We start from the raw sequence: 21,756 nt of genomic DNA on the forward strand, positions 1-21,756 counted from the left end.
GGTCGCTGGTACCTCCTGTCTACATTTTAGTTCTGACCTTGAAATGGCGGCGGTTGTACAGTCTTGAATCAGTTTAACTTCAAGATATTCAGAAGATTACTAAACCAACGCTGAATCTCCTTGAAGTTCCCCCGCCATAAACGTACAATTCAGCGTCATTTTTTCAGCCGTACACATAAACACGTTCCTTGCTTCCATGGGCCACGGCTGACCCTGACAGGAGGCTGAATAATCCGTAAGGAGCAATTGATGCGTCATTACGAAATCGTCTTTATGGTCCATCCCGACCAAAGCGAACAAGTTCCAGGTATGATCGAACGTTACACCGGTGCGATCAAAACTGCAGGTGGTGAAATTCACCGTTTAGAAGATTGGGGTCGTCGTCAACTGGCTTACCCAATTAACAAACTGCATAAAGCTCACTACGTTCTGCTGAACGTTGAAGCACCGCAGGAAGCGATCGATGAACTGGAAACTAACTTCCGCTTCAACGATGCCGTTATCCGTAGCATGGTAATGCGTACTAAGCATGCCGTAACTGAAGCCTCTCCAATGGTTAAAGCAAAAGATGAACGTCGCGAGCGTCGTGAAGATTTTGCTGAAGAGCTAATGGATGATGACTCAGATGATGCTGAGGATTCTGAAGAGTAATTGCCGGTGCAGACTGCAAATCGGTTGGTGTTGTCGGGTATTGTAACCAAGACCCCCATCCGTAAAGTAAGTCCATCTGGGGTCCCGCATTGTCAGTTTGTGCTAGAGCACAGCTCACAACAGCAGGAAGCCGGATTTAACCGACAAGCATGGTGCAGAATGCCCGTGATTGTCAGTGGACAGCAGTCTCAAGCATTAACTCACAGTATAACGGTCGGCAGTAACCTGAGAGTATCCGGTTTTGTCAGTAGCCATCAAGGCCGCAACGGACTCAATAAATTAGTGTTACATGCCGAGCAGATTGAATTGATAGATTCTGGAGACTAGCCATATGGCACGTTATTTCCGTCGTCGCAAGTTCTGCCGTTTCACCGCGGAAGGCGTTCAAGAGATCGACTATAAAGATATCGCAACGCTGAAAAATTATATCACCGAGAGCGGGAAGATTGTCCCGAGCCGTATCACCGGTACCCGTGCTAAGTACCAGCGTCAGCTGGCACGTGCTATTAAGCGCGCACGTTACCTGTCTTTGTTACCGTATACTGATCGTCATCAGTAATCGGCAACGATCCACGAACTTAAAGAGGATACGGTAATGCAAGTTATTCTGCTTGATAAAGTAGCTAACCTGGGCAGCCTGGGTGATCAAGTTAACGTTAAATCGGGCTATGCTCGTAACTATCTGGTACCGCAAGGTAAAGCGGTTCCGGCAACCAAGAAAAACATTGAGTTTTTCGAAGCTCGTCGTGCTGAGTTAGAAGCCAAATTGGCTGATACTCTGACTGCTGCAGAAGCTCGTGCCGCTAAGATCACTGGTCTGGGCAGCGTGACTATCGCTTCTAAAGCGGGTGACGAAGGTAAACTGTTTGGTTCTATCGGTACTCGCGACATTTCTGATGCAGTAACTGCAGCTGGTGTCGAAGTGGCTAAGAGCGAAGTTCGTCTGCCAGAAGGCGTTTTACGCCATCTGGGTGAGTTCGAAGTAAGCTTCCAAGTTCACAGTGAAGTATTTGCTAAACTGAACGTTATCGTGGTTGCTGAAGACTAATTTTAGTTTTCTTACCATGTTTAAAACGCCGGCTTATGTCGGCGTTTTGCTTTTCTGCGATACTGATATCAGTGCGATGGAGGATATGATGGTCAATATTCATCTGGTGAGGGTATATGAGATTACCCCTCCAACAGCAGACAATTGCTTTCTTATCGATCGTTTATGGCCCCGAGGAGTAACCAAAGAACGTTTGTCTGGCATTATTTGGTTGAAGCAAGTTGCGCCAAGTACCGAGCTACGTCAGCGTTTTCATGCGAACCCAACGAAATGGGATGATTTTTGTCATGATTATCGTGCAGAGCTTAGTGCCGGGGAGTATTGGTTACCATTGCTACAGTTATTACAGCACAATCAGTCGGTGACTTTACTTTTTAGCAATAAGGATATTGAGCATAACCACGGTGTGGTGTTGCGTGATTTTTTACTGCAAAAGATTAATGCTCCCGCCGAAAACGCCCATCACTCTGGCGAGTAAACAACGCCGATTTATTGGCTGAGAGCTCGACTTCCAGTGCCATAACTTGTTTATCCTGAGTTAACTGTACTTTGATTTTTTGTCCAACCTTTAAGGCATTAACCGGTTTTCCCGGGCCTTCAACCTTTGCCAGTAAAAATGCATCACTAACAATAAAGTGATTCTCTCGGAACAGCTGTGTCAGCGTATGACCTTTTTGGATAGTAAACGCTTTCCATTCATGGTGAGTGGGTTGCTCTGACGATGGTATCACTGGAGGTTGAAGCGGAGAGGCGGAGGGCGGTGTTTCGGTAGTTTGCTGGTGGGAAGCCAATGGTGGCGGTTGAGTTGGCGTGGGTGTATTTAAGGCCCGAGATGGCTCAGGCGGTGGCCCATTTGGCTGCGTAGTGCTCGCCTCCGGCGCAGAAAGCTCAATGGGAGTATTGCTGCTACTGGTGGTTTCCCCTTTATCACTGGGCCACAAGAAAGCACCAAGAATGATTAAAGTAGCGAGTACCACGCCACGGCGATGAGCATAAGGAAGTGGTTCCATCCAACTGAAACGGTCAGGCAAGTGCCATAATTTAGATAATAGGATCTTCAGCGGATTGTTACCGCCTTCTGATCGCCGTTTGACATTATTTACCTGCATCACAACACCTCATGTGGAACTCCGTCAGACATGAACTGGCTGTCTGGTAGTCGTGTGATTTTAACCATAATAGATCGAATAAAATAGATTAAGTAAATAATATAAACAGATAGGCCTATCTGTTGTGGGATAATTCGCCGTTATTTATTCATCATGACGGATTTTCTGGATTTTTTCCAATAGTGGATTGTACTGTTTGTAAAAACGGTTGGTGACGTTGGATGGCGTAGCACACCATGTTCAGTATCCTTTTATGCCCAACCTTTGCTGGAAAATATCGTAAGAAGCGGTGCAACATGAAGAACGACAGGCATAATTCAAGCAATGCTTTTGTCGTTGTCGTTTATTCTGCTGGATTTCCTGTGTTATGCTTCGCCCCTATTTATCTTTCCAGATCTATTTTCTAAGGCTATTTTCTGAGGAAACATAATGACAAAGCCATCTTTTGACAGCGTAGAATCACAGGCCAGCTACGGTATTGGACTGCAAGTTGGGCAACAGCTCCAGGAGTCTGGTTTAGAAGGGCTGGTACCAGAAGCGCTGTTAGCCGGTTTAACCGATGCTTTGCATGGCAACCATCCTTCGGTGCCAGTCGACGTTGTTCATCGCGCATTGCGTGAAATCCATGAGCGTGCCGATGAGGTTCGTCGTGAGAAGCAGGAAAAAATGGCCGAAGAAGGTGTTCGTTACTTAGAAGATAATGCTAAGCGTAGCGAAGTGAACAGCACCGAGTCTGGCCTACAGTTTGAAGTTCTGACTCAGGGTGAGGGTACGATCCCTTCTCGTCAGGATCGCGTTCGGGTTCATTATACCGGTAGCCTGATTGACGGTACGGTATTTGACAGTTCGGTTAAGCGCGGTGAACCTGCAGAGTTCCCGGTAAGCGGTGTGATCCCTGGTTGGATTGAAGCATTAACTCTGATGCCGGTGGGTTCCAAGTGGAAGTTAACGATTCCTCAGCATTTGGCCTACGGCGAGCGTGGTGCTGGGGCTTCTATTCCGCCATTCAGTACGTTGGTGTTTGAAGTGGAATTACTGGATATCCTGTAATCGATTCTGATTTATTCATGCGATGAGAAATGGCCGGGGCAATATGCTCCGGCCATTTTGTTTATGGTAACAAACTGGCAATTATGTAAAAAATCGCTAATCTGAATAGCCAGAATTATCGTCAGGAATGGGTGTTAGTTATGTTGCAGGTATCTGAAACATTAGAAGCGATTTGCCTTTTGTCTCGTCAGGCTGGCGAGGCTATTTTACAGGTTTATCAGGGGGAGCAGCCGCTGGAAGCCCACATTAAGGCGGATAGCTCGCCGGTAACAGCCGCCGATCTGGCTGCCCATCGTGTTATTGTTGATGGCCTAACTTTGCTAACGCCGGATATCCCGGTACTTTCTGAAGAATCCCCTCAGGAATGGGAAGAGCGATGCCACTGGCAGCGTTATTGGCTAGTTGATCCACTGGACGGTACCAAAGAGTTCTTAAACCGGAATGGTGAGTTTACCGTCAATATTGCGTTAATTGAACAGGGTATTCCGGTGATGGGTGTGGTGTATGCCCCGGTACCTGATGTGCTTTATGCGGCAGAGAACGCGTGTGCTTGGAAAGAGATTAAGGGAAGTCGGCAGGTGATTAAGCCTAAGTCGGCTTATCCACCCAAAGTAGTTTGTAGTCGCTCACATCGGGATGAGCAATTGGAGCAATTTCTGACGTCATTAGGTGATTATGAGACAACTGCCGTTGGCTCTTCACTGAAGTTCTGCCTGATAGCGGAAGGACATGCTCAAATCTATCCCCGTTTTGGACCAACCTGTATTTGGGATACGGCGGCAGGTCATGCGGTAGTTTTAGCGGTAGGGCTTCAAGTGAATAATTGGGATAATATTCCGCTTAACTATGCGCCAGCTCATACATTTCTTAATCCCGGGTTTTATGTATCAGCTAACCCCCGAAATAAATTAAGTTAGTAAGAGTTAAATTTTACATAATTTATATTTTGTAGTTTTTAATTCGTATAATTTTGGTTTCTATCTTACAGTTATTGGTACTCATCGGTTTATTGCTATTTGAGCATGTTATGTAAATAACGTTAAAGAGTCTATGAGTATCAAGAATAGTCGTGTTAACTAAGTGTGATAGCTAGCGCCACTAATGTGTTGTTCGGGTGGCCGGGCTATAGTGGCGTTAAGTCTCAATAATGATGGAGGACATGAAATGAAAATCTTCCCTAGCTACAATCCACAACGGATTGCGCTATATGTGAAGGCTCTCTTCCGTGGCAGGCTCTACATCAAGGGTATTGGTGCATTTGAGTTTGATATGGGGAAAATTCTGCTTCCAAAAGTATGTGATAAAATTCACTTCAATGTTATGGCGGAAGTCAATCGGGAAGTTCAGGAGCTACGCGCTGAATTTGCCTGAGATTGAATGAACATTCACATTTTGTGTTAACTTTGATGGCCATCCTGAACGGTGGCCATCTTGTTTTCTGAATAATGAATTTTTATTCAGTTTCTTTTGATTGCTTCTCTTTATTATCTTCCGATTGTGCCGCCAGATTGTCTTGCAAACGCGTCACTAAAAGCTGATCGATTTTGTAGCTATCGATATCAACCACTTCAAATTTATAGCCAAAGAATTTTACCGAGTCGGTACGCTTTGGAATCTTACGCAACATATACATCATGAAACCACCGATAGTTTCATAATTTTCTGACTGCGGAAATTCATCAATTGATAGTGCCCGCATGACATCATCGATAGGCGTTACGCCGTCAACCAGCCATGAGCTTTCGTCACGCGCAACGATCTGTTCTTCCTGCCCTGGGCCAATCAGATCGCCCATTAGTGTGGTCATCACATCTTTTAGGGTGATGATGCCAACCACCAGTGCATATTCGTTAAGGATGACCGCAAAGTCTTCACCGGCAACTTTAAAGCTTTCCAGCGTTTCTGACAGCGTTAAGGTATCCGGGACAATCAGCGGGGTATGAATTTGAACGCCGCCTTTCAGCGTTAGGCTCTGATTACTCAGTACCCGAATCAGTAAGTCTTTGGAATCGACATAACCAATAATCTGATCGATGGAGCCATTACAGACTAAAAATTTTGAGTGAGGGTAGTTGGCAATTTTATCTTTAATTTCCGCCTCTTGTTCATCCAGCTCAAAATAGACTACGTGTTCACGAGCGGTCATGGAAGAAGGAACTGTTCTGGATTCCAGTTCGAACACATTCTCAATCAGTTCATGTTCTTGTTTACGTAATACCCCAGCCAGAGCACCGGCTTCGAATACGGCATATACATCGTCAGAGGTAATATTATCATTGCGGATCATTGGAACTTTAAATAGGCGGCAAATTAGCGTCGCCATGCCATTAAAGAACCAAACCAGTGGGCGAAATAAGGCAATACAGAAGCGCATTGGATTGATAATCCGGATTGCGACTGCCTCCGGTGATGTCATGCCAATGCGTTTTGGCGTTAGGTCAGCAAACAGAATGAATAAGCTAGTAACAATAGAGAATGAAACGATAAATCCAAGTTGTTCTGAAAGTACGGGCTCCATAAAGCGGCTGAGGAAAGCGGCAACATAAGGTGAGAAAATAGAATCACCCACAATACCGCCCAGAATGGCTACGGCATTAATGCCTATTTGCACCACGGTAAAGAAAACGCCAGGGGTTGCCTGTAGTTCCAGTACGCGAGCTGCATTAATATTGCCTTCATCTACCAGCATTTTCAGCCTCATTTTTCTTGAGGCGGCGAGAGAGATCTCGGCAAAAGAGAAGAACGCACTTATCGCGATCAACAAAATAATCAGTAATAGACTGTTTAACATAATTTATCCGCAGTTATATCGGAAATAGACTTTAACGTTGAGTACTCTGAACGAGTAAAAAGGGTAACGAATGACATGGACCGACGGGCTTTAGTCCATCATCATTAGTTAGTATAACAGTTGGTTAACGCTTGTCATATGCCTTTAAATTTCGGGTGGCAGACAAACACCAATACCTCCTAGGTTACAATAACCGTTAGGGTGCTTCGCCAGATACTGTTGGTGTTCATCTTCAGCAAAATAGAAAGGCTTAGCCATAGTGATTTCAGTAGTGATATGTCGAGTGTCCTTGGCGTCGCTCATGGCTTTAGTAAACGTTTTTTCGCTATCCAACGCCTGCTGCAATTGCTCAGGTGTGGTTGCATAGATAGCTGAACGGTATTGGGTACCGATATCATTTCCCTGTCGCATTCCCTGAGCCGGGTCGTGATTTTCCCAAAACAGTTTGAGTAAATCGGTATAGCTGATAATCGATGGATCAAAAACGATGTTTACTGCTTCAGCATGTCCGGTTTGCCCACTGCAAACTTCGCGATAGGTTGGATTAGGCGTGATGCCACCGCTATATCCTGCCGCGGTGCTATATACCCCCGCTTGTTGCCAAAACAAACGCTCTGCTCCCCAAAAGCAACCCATTGCGAAAATTGCTACGGACATACTTTTCGGCATATCGGTCATGGATGAGTTTAAAACCAAATGCTTAGAGGCAACTTTCATTGATATATCTCTACCGGGAAGGGCATTTTCTGGCGAGATTAGCGCCAATATATTCGTCGGTAACATAATTTTTCTCCGAGTGTTTTTATCAAGATGAGTTAAGCCAGTTGTATCTGAATCAATCTTTACCGACAATATACAAGTAATTAACAGGGTATGAGATAAAGCATACCTAGTCTAAACTTTTACTACGTTGTTAATCATTGTAGTAAATCAGATAGATTCTTTTAGGAGTTGTAGTGCCTCAATCACGATACAAAGTATTTTACCTATTGTTGCCCTTTATGCTGGTGGTGTCATCGGCAAAAACGGCGGGACTGAGTCTGGAGGTAAAAGGGTTAAGTGGTGATTTGGAGGCAAATGTCGAGGCGTTACTTTCAACTATTCCCGAAGAAGAAATATCCGACAATCCCCGTTTTACCCGTCAGGTAGAAGAAACTATCCGTAAAGGGCTACGGGCTAAAGGCTACTACGATCCTGAAATTAAATTTGATGTTATTCCGTCTGGCCTAGCACTAAAACCCACACTGACCGCCACCGTAACACCGGGAGAACCGGTACTTATTGAACAAACTAATATAAATATCACTGGTCAGGCGAAAAGCGATGAGTTCTATATCGATCTGTTGAAAAAGGATGTTCCTGCAAAAGGAACGATTCTCGATCATGGTACTTATGACGGCTTTAAGGATTCGCTCTCTGGGCTGGCCATCCGCCGAGGTTTTTTCGATGCTAGCATTGAGCGAAGTCAATTAGGGGTAGCGGCCGAGCTCCATCAGGCTTTCTGGGATATCGATTTTAATAGTGGCGATCGTTATCGCTTTGGTAAAGTCACCTTTATAGGTTCACAGATTCGTGATGACTACCTGCAGAATCTGATCCCGTTCAAAGAGGGGGAATATTATACTTCTGCCCAGCTTTCTGAACTGAATCGTCGCCTGTCATCAACCAACTGGTTTAACAGTGTGGTGGTCTCACCTAATTTTGACGGGATATATGGCGATAAGCTATTACCGCTGGAAGGTGTTCTTTCTCCAAGAACACAAAATATTATTGAGCTCGGTGGCGGTTATTCCACTGATATCGGCCCCCGAGTTAAAGCCAACTGGAAGAAGCCGTGGATTAACGATCGCGGTCATAGTTTGGATACCGGTATCAGCCTGTCGGCGCCAGAGCAAGTTCTTGATTTTAGTTATAAGATTCCATTACAGAAAAGCCCGTTAGAGCAGTATTACCTGTTGCAATCGGGCTATAAACATGAAGATCAAAACGATACTAAATCCAGTTCAGGGATGTTTAACGTCGCCCGATATTGGGACAGCACTGACGGTTGGCAGCGTTCAGTGAACTTGCGTTGGAGTTTAGACAACTTTACTCAGGGTTCCGTCACTAATACCACTATGCTGCTCTATCCCGGCGTTAGTCTTAACCGAACTCGCCAACGAGGCGGCCTAATGCCCATGTGGGGCGATAGCCAACGTTATTCCTTAGACGTGTCGGAAACCATCTGGGGCTCTGATGTGGATTTTGCGGTGGTTCAGGCGCAAAACGTTTGGATCCGTTCTTTGTGGGATAAGCACCGTTTTATTGCCAGAGGTAATTTGGGTTGGATAGAAACGGGTGATTTCAGCAAAGTGCCTCCTTCATTACGCTTTTTTGCCGGTGGCGATCGCAGTATCCGAGGTTATAAGTATAAATCTCTCTCGCCAAAAGACGATGATGGCAAACTGACTGGGGCATCCAAGCTGGCGACCGGATCGTTGGAATATCAGTACAACGTCAGTGGAAACTGGTGGGCCGCTGCCTTTGCTGATGGCGGTGATGCAGTGAATAAACTGGATGATTACACCTTTAAGAAAGGGGCCGGTGTTGGAGTTCGCTGGGCTTCTCCGATAGGGCCGATTAAGTTGGATGTCGCGACCCCTATTGGGGATAGCGATAAGCATGGTATGCAAATTTACATCGGTTTAGGGCCAGAACTATGAGGATGAAGTGGATTAAACGAGTTCTGATTGCTCTGTTACTGTTAATCTTGCTGCTGTGTGGCGCGCTGGCCTGGCTCTTGGGAACCCAGAACGGATTGCATTTTGTACTTAATCAGGCACCCCGGCTGGTATCAGGATTGCAAATTGGCAACGTTGAGGGTGGATGGCGTGATTTGACGTTGTCGAAAGTGAGTTATGTCATGCCCGGTATCGATGTTGGTGTCGGTGAATTTCATTTGTCGGTGAATCTGGATTGTATCTCCGAGAAGAAAATTTGTGTTAATGCCATTACCGCCACAGACGTTGATGTTAAGGTTAATACCAGCCAGATCCCATTGTCTGATGTTCTTGACGATCCAGCAAGCCAACCGGTTACGGATATTCAGACGCCTTATCCCATTGCGCTTAACCTGCTTCGTTTAAATAACGTCAAGGTTACCGTTGATGATATTGCCATTAGCTTGAATGAGTTCCGCAGCGCAGCTAACTGGCAGCAGCGTGAAGTATCTATCCTTCCAACCACGATTCGCCAATTATTGGTGGTGTTACCGACGTCGTCTGAACCGGCACCTGCTCCGACTGGTACACAGCAAACCACCGGAGAGATGCTGAAGCAACTGTTCGCCGAGCCTCTACTGGCATCATTGCCGGAAGTACCTTTGCCGATGGATTTCAATCTGCCAAGTTTGATTGGTGAAGATTTGCGCCTGGCTGGAAGTACACCAATACAGATAGATCGTTTGGCGCTACAGGCCGTTAGCAAAGAGTCCCATATTCAGATTCAGTCATTAAAAGTGAATGCACCAGAGGGCATTGCTGCACTGGTGGGTGACGTCACAATGCATGGTAACTGGCCGGTGAATCTTACGCTCAACGGTACGGTAAATGACCCTTCCCTAAAAGGCGAGAAAGTTAAGTTAGTTGTGAGTGGCGAAGTTACTGACCGGTTAACTGTCTATCTCAATGCGTCTGGCCCGGTTAGTGCCCAGCTAAAAGCAGAAACCGAGTTAGCAACCGCAGGATTACCGCTTGCACTAACGTTGGAAAGTAAGCAGGTACGTTGGCCGCTGATGGGAAAAACCGATTATAAAGTTAATGATACTCGCTTACGCTTGACAGGAAAGGCAACTGATTACGCGCTGTCTTTACGTTCAGCCGTTGAAGGAACCGATATTCCTCCTGCTAATGTGCAGGTTGATGGTAAAGGCAATATTCAACAGTTCAATTTATCGCGTTTGCGTTTGAATGCTTTACAAGGCAAGGCCGAGATGAATGGCGTTGTTGACTGGAGTAACGCCATAAGTTGGCGCTCATTGTTAACCCTTGATGGTATCAATACGGTAAAACAATGGCCCGAATGGCCAGTCAGCCTCAACGGGAAAGTGAGCACTAAAGGCAGCTTGAATGGTGGAAGCTGGCAGGTTGATGTGTCGGAGCTTAATCTGAATGGTCAGGTGAAGCAAAACCGCCTGAGTGCCTCGGGATCGTTAAAAGGGAATGACGCCGGTCAGTGGGTTATTCCTGGTATTAATCTGGTACTGGGTCCTAATACACTCGATGTTAAAGGGGATCTGGCTGACAAATGGGTGTTAGATGCTGATATTGATGCACCTAAGCTGACAGGAATGCTACCGGGATTAAGCGGTGTCGCTAAGGGTACAGTGAAACTCAGAGGAAATGCCAAAGCCCCTCAACTGTTGGCCGATGTAACAGCAAATGGTTTAGGCTGGCAGGATATGCAGATCGCTAAGGTTACTTTGAACAGCGATATCACCTCAGAATCACAGGTAAAAGGAATTCTGACATTAGCCATAAGCGGTTTGAAACAGGGCGACTTAAATGTCAGCCAACTGAATCTTGATGCAGAGGGGAGTGAAACTAAGCATCATCTTAAGCTGAATATTGATGGTAAACCGGTCTCTGGTCAGTTGGCATTATCCGGTAGTTTTGATCGGGCCAGCGAGCATTGGAAAGGCGTGTTGGGTAATACCCGATTCGATACCCCTGTTGGTGAATGGAAAACTTCGCAAGATGTTGCGTTGGATTATCGTAACGCACAGCAAACCATCAGTATTGGTTCTCACTGCTGGCGTAACCCGAATGCTGAACTTTGTGTACCAAAAACCATAGAAGCAGGGCCAACGGGTCAGGCTTCCATTGTGCTTAGCCGTTTTGACTTAGCCATGTTGTCCCCATTACTGGATAGAGACACTAAAGCCAAAGGGGTATTTAGCGGTAATGCTGATATCAGTTGGAAAGCAAACGGTGGATTGCCTCAGGCAAAAGTACAGTTGAAAGGGGATGGGGTAGCCGTAACCCAAATTGTTAATGGCCGTCCATTGCCTATGGTGTTGGATGATATGAAGCTGGATGCTAACCTGACGGGGAATCGTGCTCAGCTTAACTGGCTGATGAAAATAGCGAATAACGGCAGCTTTAACGGCAATATTCAGGTGAATGACCCGCAAAACAGCCGCAGCTTGTCCGGTAATGTGAAAATTGATGCACTTTCTCTCGCATTGTTAAAGCCGGTACTGCTGAGTAGTGAAAAAGCGGATGGCCTGTTGAATGCTAATTTAAGTTTATCCGGCAATGCGCAAAACCCCAAAATTTCTGGCCCTCTGGTACTTGATCAACTGAAGTTGAATACCCAGATGATCCCTCTGACGGTTAAAGATGGTCGTATTGCTCTGAACTTCAATGGTACCAGCTCTGAACTAACCGGCCTTATCCAGACAGAGAAAGGTTCATTGAGTCTTGGGGGAAATGCAGACTGGCGTCAAATTGATGCATGGCGAGCATCAATCACGGCAAAAGGCGACCGGATTCGCATTTCTATGCCACCAACCGTGTTGCTTGATGTGTCTCCTGATATTGTTTTTGAGGCAACACCTCAATTGCTGACATTAAACGGTTCTGTCGGTGTGCCGTGGGCTAGGATCTCAGTAGAAGAGATACCTGAAAGTGCTACGGGTGTCTCTTCTGATGAAGTGATGCTGGACAAACAGCTAAAACCGATTGAAGCCAGAACCACATCAATACCAATTAATAGCAATTTAGTTATTCATATCGGTAATAACGTTGCAATTAATGCATTTGGTTTGAAAGCACGTTTACAGGGTGATTTAAAAGTTGCTCAGGATAAAAAAGGGCTAGGCTTAAACGGTCAGGTTAATATTCCAGACGGTTCTTTTCGCGCTTATGGGCAGGATTTGGTGATTCGTAAAGGTCAAATTCTGTTTGCCGGAGCAGCCGATCAGCCAATGTTGAATCTGGAAGCTATTCGTAATCCTGATGCGACAGAGAATGATGTTACCGCGGGGGTTCGCGTTACCGGGCTTGCCAGTGAACCGAAAGTAGAGATTTTCTCCGATCCGGCAATGTCACAGGAACAGGCGCTATCTTATCTGCTCAGGGGGCAGGGGCTGGACAGTGGTGGTGGTGACAGTGATATGATGACTTCGATGCTGATTGGAATAGGCGTTGCCAAGAGCGGTAAACTGGTTGGACAGATCGGTGAAGCTTTTGGCGTTAAAAATTTATCACTGGATACGCAAGGCGTTGGCGACAGCTCTTCTGTTGTTGTGAGTGGCTATATTATGCCAGGCTTACAGGTAAAATATGGTGTAGGGATTTTTGACTCGCTGGCAACATTAACTTTACGCTATCGGCTGATACCAAAATTGTATCTTGAAGCGGTGTCTGGCATCGATCAGGCGTTGGATTTGCTTTATCAGTTTGAGTTTTGATTATGCGAATTATTGTTTATGGTAGTTTACGACGGGGTCAGGGTAATAGTCACTGGATGACAAACGCCCAGTGGCTTGGTGAATATCGCATTGCTGGCTACGAGCTGTATGATTTAGGGCATTACCCTGCTGTAATTAAAGGTGAAGGAGAGATCGATTGCGAGGTTTATCGCATCGATTCATCTATTCTGGCTGAGCTTGATGAGTTGAAAAACGATACGCGGGACTATAAGAGAGAGTTGGTTAAAACGCCTTATGGCAGTGCCTGGATGTATTTATATCTGCATTCAGTTGACGGGTTAAAGCGTATTGATAGCGGTGATTGGGTTCATCGTAAAGATGATGAATAATTCATGCTAGGTGTTATTTGTCACCAAGAAATGACTACAAAAAAGAGCGCTAATTAGCGCTCTTTTTACGTTGATTAAAAGCTGTATTACTTCTTAGCGCGTTCGAAAGAGGCCATGATTTCAGCTTTAGCGGCGGCAGCGTTATCCCAACCGTCAACTTTCACCCATTTGCCTTTTTCTAAATCTTTATAATGTTCGAAGAAGTGAGTGATTTGTGCACGTAGCAGCTCAGGCAAGTCGTTAACATCTTTGATGTGATCGTATTCTTTGCTCAGCTTAGTGTGAGGTACGGCAACTAACTTAGCGTCTTCGCCTGATTCATCAGTCATCTTCAGTACGCCAACTGGACGGCAGCGAATAACAGAACCTGGCAGCAGTGGATAAGGCGTTGGGACTAAAACGTCAACCGGATCCCCATCCAGAGATAATGTGTGGTTAATGTAACCATAGTTGCATGGATAGAACATGGCGGTTGACATAAAACGGTCAACAAAAATAGCGCCGGTCTCTTTGTCTACTTCGTATTTGATCGGATCGGCATTGGCAGGAATTTCAATTACAACATAGATATCTTCCGGAAGGTCTTTCCCTGCCGGGACTAAATTAAGGCTCATCTCTATTTCCTTTTACTCAAATAAAGTTGGGTTACAGTTGGCGCCTATTATAGCCGACTCTGGAACGGAATCTTCAATTTTTGACGAGATTGCTTTTAATTAATCATCAATCAGAAAGATTAGTTGAAGCATCGACGGGGGAACGTTTACAAGAATGCAAAAACAGCCAGAAGATATTGACTCTCTGGTCATGAGAAATGAAGTAACGCTATTAGGAAATCGAGTGGGTGTAGATGATTAAACCTGCAAGCGCAACGCCACCGATGCCGGATAATGCACAGATAGAAATCAACGCAATAATACTTTTGTGTATGAAGTTATTCATTGCCTAGTCTCAGAAAATTGTAAACCGCACTGATTATAAATGTTTTATAAATGTAAACAATGATAACGCGTTAATTTTATACACATCGTTAAATAATGATGATTTTGGTAATGTAAATAGATATGAATAATACATTGAATTTATTAAATTCCTTATGCAGTGAAAATGAAAACGGGCAGAAATATCTGCCCGTTATAACTTGCTTTTACTTATAGATGAAAAATATTACTCATCTGGATAGTTATGCATGAAGCGCTCAGCATCTTTAACCATGGATTCTGTGCCGATAAACAGTGGCATACGCTGGTGAAGCTCTTGCGGCACAATGTCCAGAATACGTTTGAATCCATCGCTGGCGCGGCCGCCAGCCTGTTCAGCCAGAAAGGCCATTGGGTTGCATTCGTACAGTAAACGAAGCTTACCTTTCGGGTGTGAAGCGGTGCTTGGGTAGAGATAAATGCCCCCCTTTAGCAGATTGCGGTGGAAGTCTGCTACCAAAGAACCAATATATCGGGAGGTATAAGGACGACCGGTAGATTCATCCTGCTCCTGACAGAATTTGAGGTATTTCTTAACCCCTAATGGAAACTTAATATAGTTACCTTCGTTGATGGAATACATATTCCCCTTGCTCGGGAAACGAACCTTTTCATGGGACAGACAGAACACCCCAATGGAAGAGTCGTAGGTAAAGGCATGCACACCAACACCCGTAGTGTATACCAGCATGGTTGATGAACCATAAACCACATATCCGGCAGCAACCTGGCGATTACCTGGCTGTAAGAAGTCAGCTTCAGTGATTGGCTGACCAATTGGCGTAATACGACGGTAGATAGAGAAAATTGTACCGACCGAGACGTTTACATCGATATTTGAAGAACCATCCAATGGATCCATTAAAACAACATATTTTGCATGAGTGGCGCGCTCGCCTTCAAAAACAACAATGTCATCTTCTTCTTCTGAGGCAATACCTGCCACTTCACCACGGGCGATTAAGGCCGCCTTAAGCTTTTCGTTGGCATACAGATCAAGCTTCATCTGAGCTTCACCCTGTACGTTAGAAATGCCGTTTGTCCCGAGAATATCAACTAGGCCCGCTTTGTTAATGTCACGGTGAATAATTTTAGCGCCTAGCTTAATTGCTGAAAGCAGTGACGTAAGCTCACCTGTCGCGTGAGGGAAATCTTGTTGCTTCTCGACGATAAATTCGCCTAACGTTTTCATGAACGATTCCTGAGTCAACCAAAGGTATAATGGCGATTGTATGCCATCCGTGTTATGTGGAAGGAAATTTTAACTAAAGGTTAAAGAAATTGATAGGTTATTCCCCTTCTTATAACCTATCTGAGGCGTTAGAATGAGAGCTAACTCGATACACCAAAAACTGGAAATATAATGCATATTCATATTCTTGGTATTTGTGGCACTTTCATGGGCGGTATTGCCATGTTGGCCCGTGCCCTAGGGCATCAAGTCACAGGTTCTGACGCTAACGTTTATCCACCGATGAGTACGCTGTTAGAAAAGCAAGGTATCGACTTGATTCAGGGATATGCTCCATCACAGCTTAATCCTCGTCCCGATCTGGTCATTATTGGTAATGCGATGGGGCGTGGTAATCCTTGTGTTGAAACGGTGCTGGAAGAGGGTATCCCCTACATGTCTGGACCTCAGTGGTTACATGACAATGTACTGCGCGATCGTTGGGTGGTTGCCATAGCGGGGACGCACGGCAAAACGACTACCGCTGGTATGGCGACCTGGATTCTGGAAAGCTGCGGCTATAAGCCCGGTTTTGTTATTGGTGGTGTGCCGGGAAATTTCGATGTTTCTGCTCGTTTGGGCGACAGTCCGTTTTTTGTGATTGAGGCCGATGAGTATGATAGTGCCTTCTTTGATAAGCGTTCTAAATTTGTGCACTACTGCCCTCGTACTCTGGTCCTGAATAACCTTGAGTTCGATCATGCGGATATATTTGAAGATTTACGAGCAATCCAAAAACAGTTCCACCATCTGGTGCGTTTAGTTCCGGGACAAGGCAAGATTTTACTGCCAGAAAACGATTTGAACTTAAAGCATGTGATTAATATGGGGTGCTGGAGTGAATTAGAAACTACCGGTGAAGGGTACACATGGGCGGCGCATAAGCTCACGGTCGATGCCAGCCACTATCAGGTGTTATTAAATGGTGAGGTGGTTGGTGAGGTTAACTGGTCGCTGGTAGGTGAGCACAATATGCAAAATGGTCTGATGGCCATCGCTGCAGCTCGTCATGTTGGCGTTCAACCCCAGGATGCCTGCCGTGCTTTGGATGACTTTATTAACGCCCGTCGTCGTCTGGAGTTACGTGGTGAGGCTAATGGTGTTACCGTTTATGATGATTTTGCTCATCATCCAACCGCAATTTTAGCAACCCTAACGGCTCTGCGAAGTAAAGTTGGCGGGACAGCGCGTATTCTGGCAGTGCTGGAACCTCGCTCAAACACTATGAAGATGGGAGTGAGCAAAGATGAACTGGCTCCTGCATTTGGCCGGGCGGATGAGGTATTCTTGCTGCAGCCGGCAAACCTTCCTTGGCAGGTTACTGATGTAACCGATGCCTGTATTCAGCCTGCTCACTGGTCTGGCGACTTGGACGCGTTGGTAGATATGATTGTTCGCAGCGCTCAGCCGGGTGACAACATTCTGGTAATGAGTAACGGCGGCTTTGGTGGCATTCACGATAAGCTGTTGGCTGGGTTAAAACAAAAGCAGAAAGATACCCAGTAACTTGAATTGATAAATAAAAAGGCCTTCTCCGGAAGGCCTTAGTTTTTTAAGCAGGATTAGAGCTCCTGCTCAAACAAATCGAGAATTGCTTCGTAAAGTTGTTCTACGCTAAACCCTCTGGCAGGGGTAGTGAAAATCGTGTCATCTCCGGCGATAGTGCCGAGAATTCCCTCTGATTTACCAATTGAATCGAGTAATCGAGCCAGAAGCTGTGCTGCGCCGGGGCTGGTGCGGATCACTACCAAGGCATCGTTGTAATCAATATCCAGAATCAGGTTCTTCAGTGGGCTAGTTGCAGTCGGCACCCCGAGTTCAGTGGGTAGGCAGTACACCATCTCCATTTTAGCGTTACGAATTCGTACTGCGCCAAATTTGGTTAGCATGCGTGAGACTTTGGACTGATTAATGTTCTCAAAGCCTTCATCCTGTAAAGCCTGAACAATTTCACCCTGAGAGCTGAGTTTTTCTTCTTTTAACAGCGCTTTAAACGCCTTCACCAAATCATCTTGTTTTGTTGGGCTTCGCATCGTGCACCGTCGATAGTTGGATAACAATACTAGTATTATGAATAAAAATGACCGAGTACTCAAAAGTCTTTACTCATTGCTGTGATTAAAATGCGTTTAACTCCTGATTCTCGCGACCAAAATGTTTTTAATTCCCTATTTATGTGACCATAATGTTTTTAATTAATTATTCTTTGCAGCATATCTCAATCTTAAATCTAAGGATTGGTGATTATGCTCACGATCCTCTAAGCTTGATGTTGCATTTTAGTTACACATCAAAATAAGCAAAAATAAAAGGAGTAATGAATGAAAATTACAGTTCTTGGCGCAGCCGGTGGAATTGGTCAGGCTTTAGCCCTGTTACTGAAAACGCAGCTTCCTGCGAATTCTGAGTTATCTCTCTATGATATCGCGCCGGTTACTCCGGGGGTTGCTGTTGATTTAAGTCATATTCCGACAGCAGTTAAAATCACCGGTTTTAGCGGTGAAGATGCTAAACCAGCTCTGCAAGGTGCAGATATTGTTTTAATTTCTGCAGGTGTTGCACGTAAACCCGGCATGGATCGCTCCGATTTATTTAATATTAATGCGGGTATTGTACGTAATCTGGTAGAACAGGTAGCTCAGGTATGTCCAAAAGCGTGTATTGGTATCATCACTAACCCAGTTAATACCACTGTTGCTATTGCCGCAGAAGTATTAAAGAAAGCTGGCGTTTATGACAAAAATAAACTGTTTGGTATCACCACGCTGGACATTATCCGTTCTAATACTTTTGTTGCAGATCTGAAAGGTAAGTTACCTACTGACGTAGAAGTTGCCGTTATTGGCGGTCATTCAGGCGTAACCATTTTGCCTCTGTTATCACAAATTCCTGGCATAAGCTTTACCGATGCTGAAATCGAGTCACTCACTAAACGTATTCAAAACGCAGGTACCGAAGTGGTCGAAGCTAAAGCTGGTGGCGGATCGGCAACCCTATCAATGGGGCAAGCGGCAGCGCGTTTTGCGTTGTCCCTGCTGCGCGGATTACACGGGGAACAAGGCGTCGTTGAGTGTGCTTATGTTGAGGGTGATGGTAAGTATGCCCGCTTCTTCGCCCAGCAGTTAGTATTAGGTAAGAATGGTATTGAGAGCAGAAAAGCGATCGGCACATTAAGCGCGTTTGAACAACAAGCGCTGGATTCAATGCTGGACGTATTGCACAAAGATATTGAACTGGGTGAAAAATTCATTCAGGGATAATTTCCTCTTAGAATAAGTGAGATCAGACCGCTATCGAAAGTATTTCGGTAGCGGTTTTTTTCACTTAATGTCATGTCTACGGCTATCAGGTAGGTTCTTTTTCATCAGAATGCAATCGATTGTTTTTTATCTTTAAGTATCTGCTGGGCCAAATTTCAGAAGGGTGTTTTTCTAATGCTTCTGCAATAATCCTTTCTCCCTTGGGCCACGGACGGACGAGCGCATTGGCTAAAGTAGATGAACTTAAACCGGATTGGCGTGATAAAGCTGCTAATGTGGTACCTCGTTTGCGTAAGGCGGCAATGATATCTGCAGAATGCCAATCTTCTTTCCTTGAAATCATTCAATGTTTCCTTTTAAAGTCAGTATAAACTTGTCGTTTATAAGGGATAGATAACACAATATTCATTGAGTATATTGATTTTTGGTAAAATTTATATCAACAAATTTCTCAATATAATTCAAATGATTTATTTTTATTGAATAGAATGGATTTTATTATGGTTGGCGGTTTATATGATTTAGTGGTTTGTTTTATAACAAAATTAAACCGAATTATTTTTTCATTTTCTTAACTTGTTTATTAAAAATAATTTATTGAATCAATTAAATTGTTTTTAAATAACATTCACACGCTGTTTATGTGAACAAATATCAGAAAACCGTTATTTTGTGCGTATATATTTTATTTTATCAATAAGTTATTTAAATCAATACAACGCATGAGATGCACTATTACAACGCTTTTTCCCTGTATTAAAATACAGGGCGTCTATATTAAATAAACTATTCTTTTATTTAACCAACTAACATAAACTACTTACTTGTTTATATACTCTGATTGAGATTTATCAGAGATATGGATTTGTTTACTTCTTTATTGTTTGTTTTTTTCAGGAGAGTAAGAAGTAACTGGGACCAGTAGGAATATTGGAATAAAGGGATGGTGTTTTATGAAAAAAGAATGGTTTTCAACAAGTGAGTTAACCGGAATAGCTGGGCTACCCTCAACCATTCAGGGAATTAATCAAAAAGCACGCCGTGAGCAATGGAAAAGTCGTAAACGCACTGGCGTACAGGGTAAGGCTCTGGAATACCACATAGACAGTATTCCGGATAAAGTCAGGATCGTGCTTCGTAGTCATGAAGAAGGCGCTAAGTATAGCGCGATGGTTAATGATCCTTTTGCTATTTGGGTAACTGCATATAATCAACTGACGTCAACCGAACGTGAAAGAATTATCTCTTTGATCGTTCGTCATGGTATTTCAGGGCTAATGGATAAAGTGAATATGTTTACCGTTGAGCCCGTTGCTGAAGTAGCTGAAGTTTGCTGATTTAGCACTTTTGATATTGGGTGGCGTGATGAAAAAAGAATGGTTTTCGACCAGGGAACTAACAGGCGTTGCTGGATTACCCGGCACCATTCAGGGCATCAATCAAAAAGCCCATCGGGAGAAGTGGGAAAGCCGCAAACGCACAGGTGTTCAGGGGAAGGCTTTGGAATATTATATCAATAGTATTCCTGAAAAGGTTCAAATTGCACTACAAGCTAAAGAAAATGGGGTGCCGTTTGATGCTATTCCAAATGATTCATTATCCGTCTGGATAAGTGCGTTTCATCAATTAACGGCGACAGAACGAGAGAAACTTATCTCTCTGCTTATGAGGCAGGGTATTGCCGGATTAATGGCTAAAGTTAATTGGGGTGAAGGTAGTGATGATGCTTCACAAAGCTGATATGACCGATAGGTCAAATCAGCTTTGTGAATAGTCGTGATAATCAAATATTGAATCAGGTATCTCTGTGTACGGACATACGCGCTAGCGATTCTAATGCTGTTTTGTAAGGTGTATTTGGCAAACAGGATAATGCAGCAATTGCTTTATTTGCTTCTTCTTCCGCACGTTGTTGTGTATAAGTCAGTGAACCGCACTGATTCATAGTCTTCAGTACTGAATCCAATAAATGGCGTCCGTTTCCTTGTTCAATCGCTTCACGAATTTGAGCTGCGTTTTCGGCGGGTCCATTACGCATAGCATGAAGCAATGGTAATGTTGGTTTCCCTTCGTTCAGGTCATCTCCTAGGCTTTTACCCAGTTTTGAACCGTCAGCACTGTAATCCAATAGATCATCGATCAACTGGAATGCCGTACCAATATAACGACCATAGTCCTGCAGCGCTTTTTCCTGTTCTGGCGTTGCCCCTGCAAGTATTGCAGAAGCTTGGGCGGCAGCCTCAAAAAGTCGAGCAGTTTTGCTGTAAATCACCTGCATATAATTTTCTTCAGTAATATCAGGATTGTTACAGTTCATCAATTGCATGACTTCGCCTTCAGCAATGACGTTGGTTGCTGATGACATCAGTTTTAAAATCTCCAACGAACCAAGGGTGGTCATCATTTGGAAAGAACGGGTGTAGATGAAGTCGCCGACTAATACGCTGGCGGCATTACCAAACGCGGCATTGGCCGTGGCTTTTCCTCTGCGGAGATCGGATTCATCAACTACATCATCATGCAGCAACGTTGCGGTATGGATGAACTCGATTAATGCCGCTGACGTAATGTGCCCATCCCCCTGGTAGCCTAGGGCCCGAGCAGCGAGGACGGCAATCATAGGACGGATGCGCTTCCCTCCTCCGCTGATGATGTAATGCCCCAATTGATTGATCAAAACAACATCAGAATCCAACTGGGTAAGTATTGCGGCATTGACTGCAGCCATGTCCTTTTCTGCTAACTGGGTGATTTTTTCAATATTCATAGCGTCAATTGTAATATTATGATTTTGATAGTAAGAGCCATCCACTAGCGCAGCAAAATGAACGCAGGGTC

At 44.6% G+C, this 21,756-nt stretch carries 23 protein-coding genes; 15 read left to right on the forward strand and 8 right to left on the reverse strand.

All coding sequences use genetic code 11. The features are described from left to right. The first annotated feature begins 249 nt into the window (after positions 1 to 249). From rpsF to HYN51_RS01715, 5 genes are read left to right on the forward strand one after another with little or no spacing between them, the layout of a single operon-like run. Positions 250 to 651: a 30S ribosomal protein S6 gene (rpsF, locus tag HYN51_RS01695; RefSeq protein WP_108901257.1), complete on the forward strand. Its 402-nt coding sequence runs from the start codon at positions 250 to 252 to the stop codon at positions 649 to 651. Between the two features lie 6 nt (positions 652 to 657). Continuing rightward, entirely contained in the window at positions 658 to 978 is a 321-nt protein-coding gene (gene priB / locus HYN51_RS01700) for a primosomal replication protein N (RefSeq protein WP_108902119.1), read from the forward strand. A 4-nt stretch (positions 979 to 982) separates the two neighbouring features. Beyond that, positions 983 to 1,210, forward strand: a complete 228-nt coding sequence (gene rpsR, locus HYN51_RS01705) for a 30S ribosomal protein S18 (RefSeq protein WP_000135199.1) — start codon at positions 983 to 985, stop codon at positions 1,208 to 1,210. A 36-nt stretch (positions 1,211 to 1,246) separates the two neighbouring features. Further along, on the forward strand, positions 1,247 to 1,699 hold the full coding sequence (rplI, locus tag HYN51_RS01710) for a 50S ribosomal protein L9 (RefSeq protein WP_108901258.1): 453 nt from the start codon (positions 1,247 to 1,249) through the stop codon (positions 1,697 to 1,699). Between the two features lie 16 nt (positions 1,700 to 1,715). Next, the gene (locus HYN51_RS01715; protein WP_329958624.1) at positions 1,716 to 2,177 is read left to right on the forward strand and encodes a DUF488 domain-containing protein; all 462 of its coding nucleotides are present in this window, start codon (positions 1,716 to 1,718) and stop codon (positions 2,175 to 2,177) included. On the opposite strand, the gene HYN51_RS01720 is transcribed toward HYN51_RS01715, so the two are convergent. Next, positions 2,137 to 2,808 carry a LysM-like peptidoglycan-binding domain-containing protein gene (locus HYN51_RS01720; protein ID WP_108901259.1) on the reverse strand — a complete coding sequence of 224 codons (672 nt, stop codon included), beginning with the start codon at positions 2,806 to 2,808 and terminating at the stop codon, positions 2,137 to 2,139. The two genes, HYN51_RS01715 and HYN51_RS01720, sit on opposite strands and share 41 nt — an antisense overlap. Positions 2,809 to 3,237: 429 nt before the next feature. On the opposite strand from HYN51_RS01720, the gene fklB reads away from it, so the two are divergent. The 3 genes from fklB (at position 3,238) to HYN51_RS01735 (ending at position 5,229) form a co-directional block, all read left to right on the forward strand. Beyond that, a complete protein-coding gene (gene fklB, locus HYN51_RS01725) occupies positions 3,238 to 3,858 on the forward strand; it encodes an FKBP-type peptidyl-prolyl cis-trans isomerase (protein WP_108901260.1) in 621 nt (206 codons plus the stop codon). Positions 3,859 to 3,998: 140 nt separating this feature from the next. Further along, positions 3,999 to 4,775: a 3'(2'),5'-bisphosphate nucleotidase CysQ gene (cysQ, locus tag HYN51_RS01730; protein ID WP_108901261.1), complete on the forward strand. Its 777-nt coding sequence runs from the start codon at positions 3,999 to 4,001 to the stop codon at positions 4,773 to 4,775. Between the two features lie 247 nt (positions 4,776 to 5,022). After that, positions 5,023 to 5,229 (forward strand): DUF1107 domain-containing protein, encoded by a 207-nt coding sequence (locus tag HYN51_RS01735; RefSeq protein ID WP_108901262.1) that lies wholly within the window; start codon positions 5,023 to 5,025, stop codon positions 5,227 to 5,229. Between the two features lie 82 nt (positions 5,230 to 5,311). Here HYN51_RS01735 and HYN51_RS01740 read toward each other — a convergent pair whose 3' ends face one another. Continuing rightward, the gene (locus HYN51_RS01740) at positions 5,312 to 6,649 is read right to left on the reverse strand and encodes a hemolysin family protein (RefSeq protein ID WP_108901263.1); all 1,338 of its coding nucleotides are present in this window, start codon (positions 6,647 to 6,649) and stop codon (positions 5,312 to 5,314) included. A 144-nt stretch (positions 6,650 to 6,793) separates the two neighbouring features. Next, entirely contained in the window at positions 6,794 to 7,432 is a 639-nt protein-coding gene (msrA, locus tag HYN51_RS01745) for a peptide-methionine (S)-S-oxide reductase MsrA (protein ID WP_108901264.1), read from the reverse strand. 218 nt (positions 7,433 to 7,650) lie between these two features. On the opposite strand from msrA, the gene tamA reads away from it, so the two are divergent. The 3 genes from tamA to HYN51_RS01760 are packed head-to-tail and all read left to right on the forward strand — an operon-like array spanning position 7,651 to position 13,450. After that, positions 7,651 to 9,351 (forward strand): autotransporter assembly complex protein TamA, encoded by a 1,701-nt coding sequence (gene tamA / locus HYN51_RS01750; protein ID WP_108901265.1) that lies wholly within the window; start codon positions 7,651 to 7,653, stop codon positions 9,349 to 9,351. A gap of 2 nt (positions 9,352 to 9,353) precedes the next feature. Further along, positions 9,354 to 13,100 (forward strand): autotransporter assembly complex protein TamB, encoded by a 3,747-nt coding sequence (tamB, locus tag HYN51_RS01755; protein ID WP_108901266.1) that lies wholly within the window; start codon positions 9,354 to 9,356, stop codon positions 13,098 to 13,100. 2 nt (positions 13,101 to 13,102) lie between these two features. Further along, positions 13,103 to 13,450, forward strand: coding sequence for a gamma-glutamylcyclotransferase family protein (locus HYN51_RS01760; protein ID WP_108901267.1), 348 nt, complete (start codon positions 13,103 to 13,105; stop codon positions 13,448 to 13,450). A gap of 86 nt (positions 13,451 to 13,536) precedes the next feature. Here the strand turns inward: HYN51_RS01760 and ppa are convergent, their stop codons facing one another. Both ppa and fbp read right to left on the reverse strand, forming a co-directional pair. Continuing rightward, on the reverse strand, positions 13,537 to 14,064 hold the full coding sequence (gene ppa / locus HYN51_RS01765; protein WP_108901268.1) for an inorganic diphosphatase: 528 nt from the start codon (positions 14,062 to 14,064) through the stop codon (positions 13,537 to 13,539). A 550-nt stretch (positions 14,065 to 14,614) separates the two neighbouring features. After that, on the reverse strand, positions 14,615 to 15,619 hold the full coding sequence (gene fbp, locus HYN51_RS01770) for a class 1 fructose-bisphosphatase (RefSeq protein WP_108901269.1): 1,005 nt from the start codon (positions 15,617 to 15,619) through the stop codon (positions 14,615 to 14,617). 171 nt (positions 15,620 to 15,790) lie between these two features. On the opposite strand from fbp, the gene mpl reads away from it, so the two are divergent. Then, complete coding sequence (gene mpl / locus HYN51_RS01775; RefSeq protein WP_108901270.1) at positions 15,791 to 17,164, forward strand: UDP-N-acetylmuramate:L-alanyl-gamma-D-glutamyl-meso-diaminopimelate ligase; 1,374 nt, start codon at positions 15,791 to 15,793, stop codon at positions 17,162 to 17,164. Between the two features lie 56 nt (positions 17,165 to 17,220). On the opposite strand, the gene argR is transcribed toward mpl, so the two are convergent. Then, the gene (argR, locus tag HYN51_RS01780; RefSeq protein ID WP_108901271.1) at positions 17,221 to 17,691 is read right to left on the reverse strand and encodes a transcriptional regulator ArgR; all 471 of its coding nucleotides are present in this window, start codon (positions 17,689 to 17,691) and stop codon (positions 17,221 to 17,223) included. Between the two features lie 288 nt (positions 17,692 to 17,979). On the opposite strand from argR, the gene mdh reads away from it, so the two are divergent. Beyond that, positions 17,980 to 18,918 carry a malate dehydrogenase gene (mdh, locus tag HYN51_RS01785; protein ID WP_108901272.1) on the forward strand — a complete coding sequence of 313 codons (939 nt, stop codon included), beginning with the start codon at positions 17,980 to 17,982 and terminating at the stop codon, positions 18,916 to 18,918. An 85-nt stretch (positions 18,919 to 19,003) separates the two neighbouring features. Here mdh and HYN51_RS01790 read toward each other — a convergent pair whose 3' ends face one another. Further along, positions 19,004 to 19,261 (reverse strand): helix-turn-helix domain-containing protein, encoded by a 258-nt coding sequence (locus tag HYN51_RS01790; protein ID WP_108901273.1) that lies wholly within the window; start codon positions 19,259 to 19,261, stop codon positions 19,004 to 19,006. A 610-nt stretch (positions 19,262 to 19,871) separates the two neighbouring features. On the opposite strand from HYN51_RS01790, the gene HYN51_RS01795 reads away from it, so the two are divergent. After that, the gene (locus HYN51_RS01795; RefSeq protein WP_108901274.1) at positions 19,872 to 20,255 is read left to right on the forward strand and encodes a DNA-binding protein; all 384 of its coding nucleotides are present in this window, start codon (positions 19,872 to 19,874) and stop codon (positions 20,253 to 20,255) included. A gap of 28 nt (positions 20,256 to 20,283) precedes the next feature. After that, positions 20,284 to 20,658, forward strand: coding sequence for a DNA-binding protein (locus tag HYN51_RS01800; protein ID WP_108901275.1), 375 nt, complete (start codon positions 20,284 to 20,286; stop codon positions 20,656 to 20,658). Between the two features lie 55 nt (positions 20,659 to 20,713). On the opposite strand, the gene ispB is transcribed toward HYN51_RS01800, so the two are convergent. After that, positions 20,714 to 21,685 (reverse strand): octaprenyl diphosphate synthase, encoded by a 972-nt coding sequence (gene ispB, locus HYN51_RS01805; protein WP_108902121.1) that lies wholly within the window; start codon positions 21,683 to 21,685, stop codon positions 20,714 to 20,716. Positions 21,686 to 21,756: the final 71 nt, after the last annotated feature.

Origin of the sequence: Limnobaculum parvum (genome assembly GCF_003096015.2) — a bacterium.
GTDB lineage: Bacteria > Pseudomonadota > Gammaproteobacteria > Enterobacterales > Enterobacteriaceae > Limnobaculum > Limnobaculum parvum.

Excerpts from the sequence above, each read along its gene's own strand:
- rpsF (WP_108901257.1), top strand. The coding sequence starts at position 250 with ATGCGTCATTACGAAATCGTCTTTATGGTCCATCCCGACCAAAGCGAA.
- rpsR (WP_000135199.1), top strand. The coding sequence starts at position 983 with ATGGCACGTTATTTCCGTCGTCGCAAGTTCTGCCGTTTCACCGCGGAA.
- rplI (WP_108901258.1), top strand. The coding sequence starts at position 1,247 with ATGCAAGTTATTCTGCTTGATAAAGTAGCTAACCTGGGCAGCCTGGGT.
- HYN51_RS01715 (WP_329958624.1), top strand. The coding sequence starts at position 1,716 with ATGTTTAAAACGCCGGCTTATGTCGGCGTTTTGCTTTTCTGCGATACT.
- HYN51_RS01720 (WP_108901259.1), bottom strand. The coding sequence starts at position 2,808 with ATGCAGGTAAATAATGTCAAACGGCGATCAGAAGGCGGTAACAATCCG.
- fklB (WP_108901260.1), top strand. The coding sequence starts at position 3,238 with ATGACAAAGCCATCTTTTGACAGCGTAGAATCACAGGCCAGCTACGGT.
- cysQ (WP_108901261.1), top strand. The coding sequence starts at position 3,999 with ATGTTGCAGGTATCTGAAACATTAGAAGCGATTTGCCTTTTGTCTCGT.
- HYN51_RS01735 (WP_108901262.1), top strand. The coding sequence starts at position 5,023 with ATGAAAATCTTCCCTAGCTACAATCCACAACGGATTGCGCTATATGTG.
- HYN51_RS01740 (WP_108901263.1), bottom strand. The coding sequence starts at position 6,649 with ATGTTAAACAGTCTATTACTGATTATTTTGTTGATCGCGATAAGTGCG.
- msrA (WP_108901264.1), bottom strand. The coding sequence starts at position 7,432 with ATGTTACCGACGAATATATTGGCGCTAATCTCGCCAGAAAATGCCCTT.
- tamA (WP_108901265.1), top strand. The coding sequence starts at position 7,651 with ATGCTGGTGGTGTCATCGGCAAAAACGGCGGGACTGAGTCTGGAGGTA.
- tamB (WP_108901266.1), top strand. The coding sequence starts at position 9,354 with ATGAAGTGGATTAAACGAGTTCTGATTGCTCTGTTACTGTTAATCTTG.
- HYN51_RS01760 (WP_108901267.1), top strand. The coding sequence starts at position 13,103 with ATGCGAATTATTGTTTATGGTAGTTTACGACGGGGTCAGGGTAATAGT.
- ppa (WP_108901268.1), bottom strand. The coding sequence starts at position 14,064 with ATGAGCCTTAATTTAGTCCCGGCAGGGAAAGACCTTCCGGAAGATATC.
- fbp (WP_108901269.1), bottom strand. The coding sequence starts at position 15,619 with ATGAAAACGTTAGGCGAATTTATCGTCGAGAAGCAACAAGATTTCCCT.
- mpl (WP_108901270.1), top strand. The coding sequence starts at position 15,791 with ATGCATATTCATATTCTTGGTATTTGTGGCACTTTCATGGGCGGTATT.
- argR (WP_108901271.1), bottom strand. The coding sequence starts at position 17,691 with ATGCGAAGCCCAACAAAACAAGATGATTTGGTGAAGGCGTTTAAAGCG.
- mdh (WP_108901272.1), top strand. The coding sequence starts at position 17,980 with ATGAAAATTACAGTTCTTGGCGCAGCCGGTGGAATTGGTCAGGCTTTA.
- HYN51_RS01790 (WP_108901273.1), bottom strand. The coding sequence starts at position 19,261 with ATGATTTCAAGGAAAGAAGATTGGCATTCTGCAGATATCATTGCCGCC.
- HYN51_RS01795 (WP_108901274.1), top strand. The coding sequence starts at position 19,872 with ATGAAAAAAGAATGGTTTTCAACAAGTGAGTTAACCGGAATAGCTGGG.
- HYN51_RS01800 (WP_108901275.1), top strand. The coding sequence starts at position 20,284 with ATGAAAAAAGAATGGTTTTCGACCAGGGAACTAACAGGCGTTGCTGGA.
- ispB (WP_108902121.1), bottom strand. The coding sequence starts at position 21,685 with ATGAATATTGAAAAAATCACCCAGTTAGCAGAAAAGGACATGGCTGCA.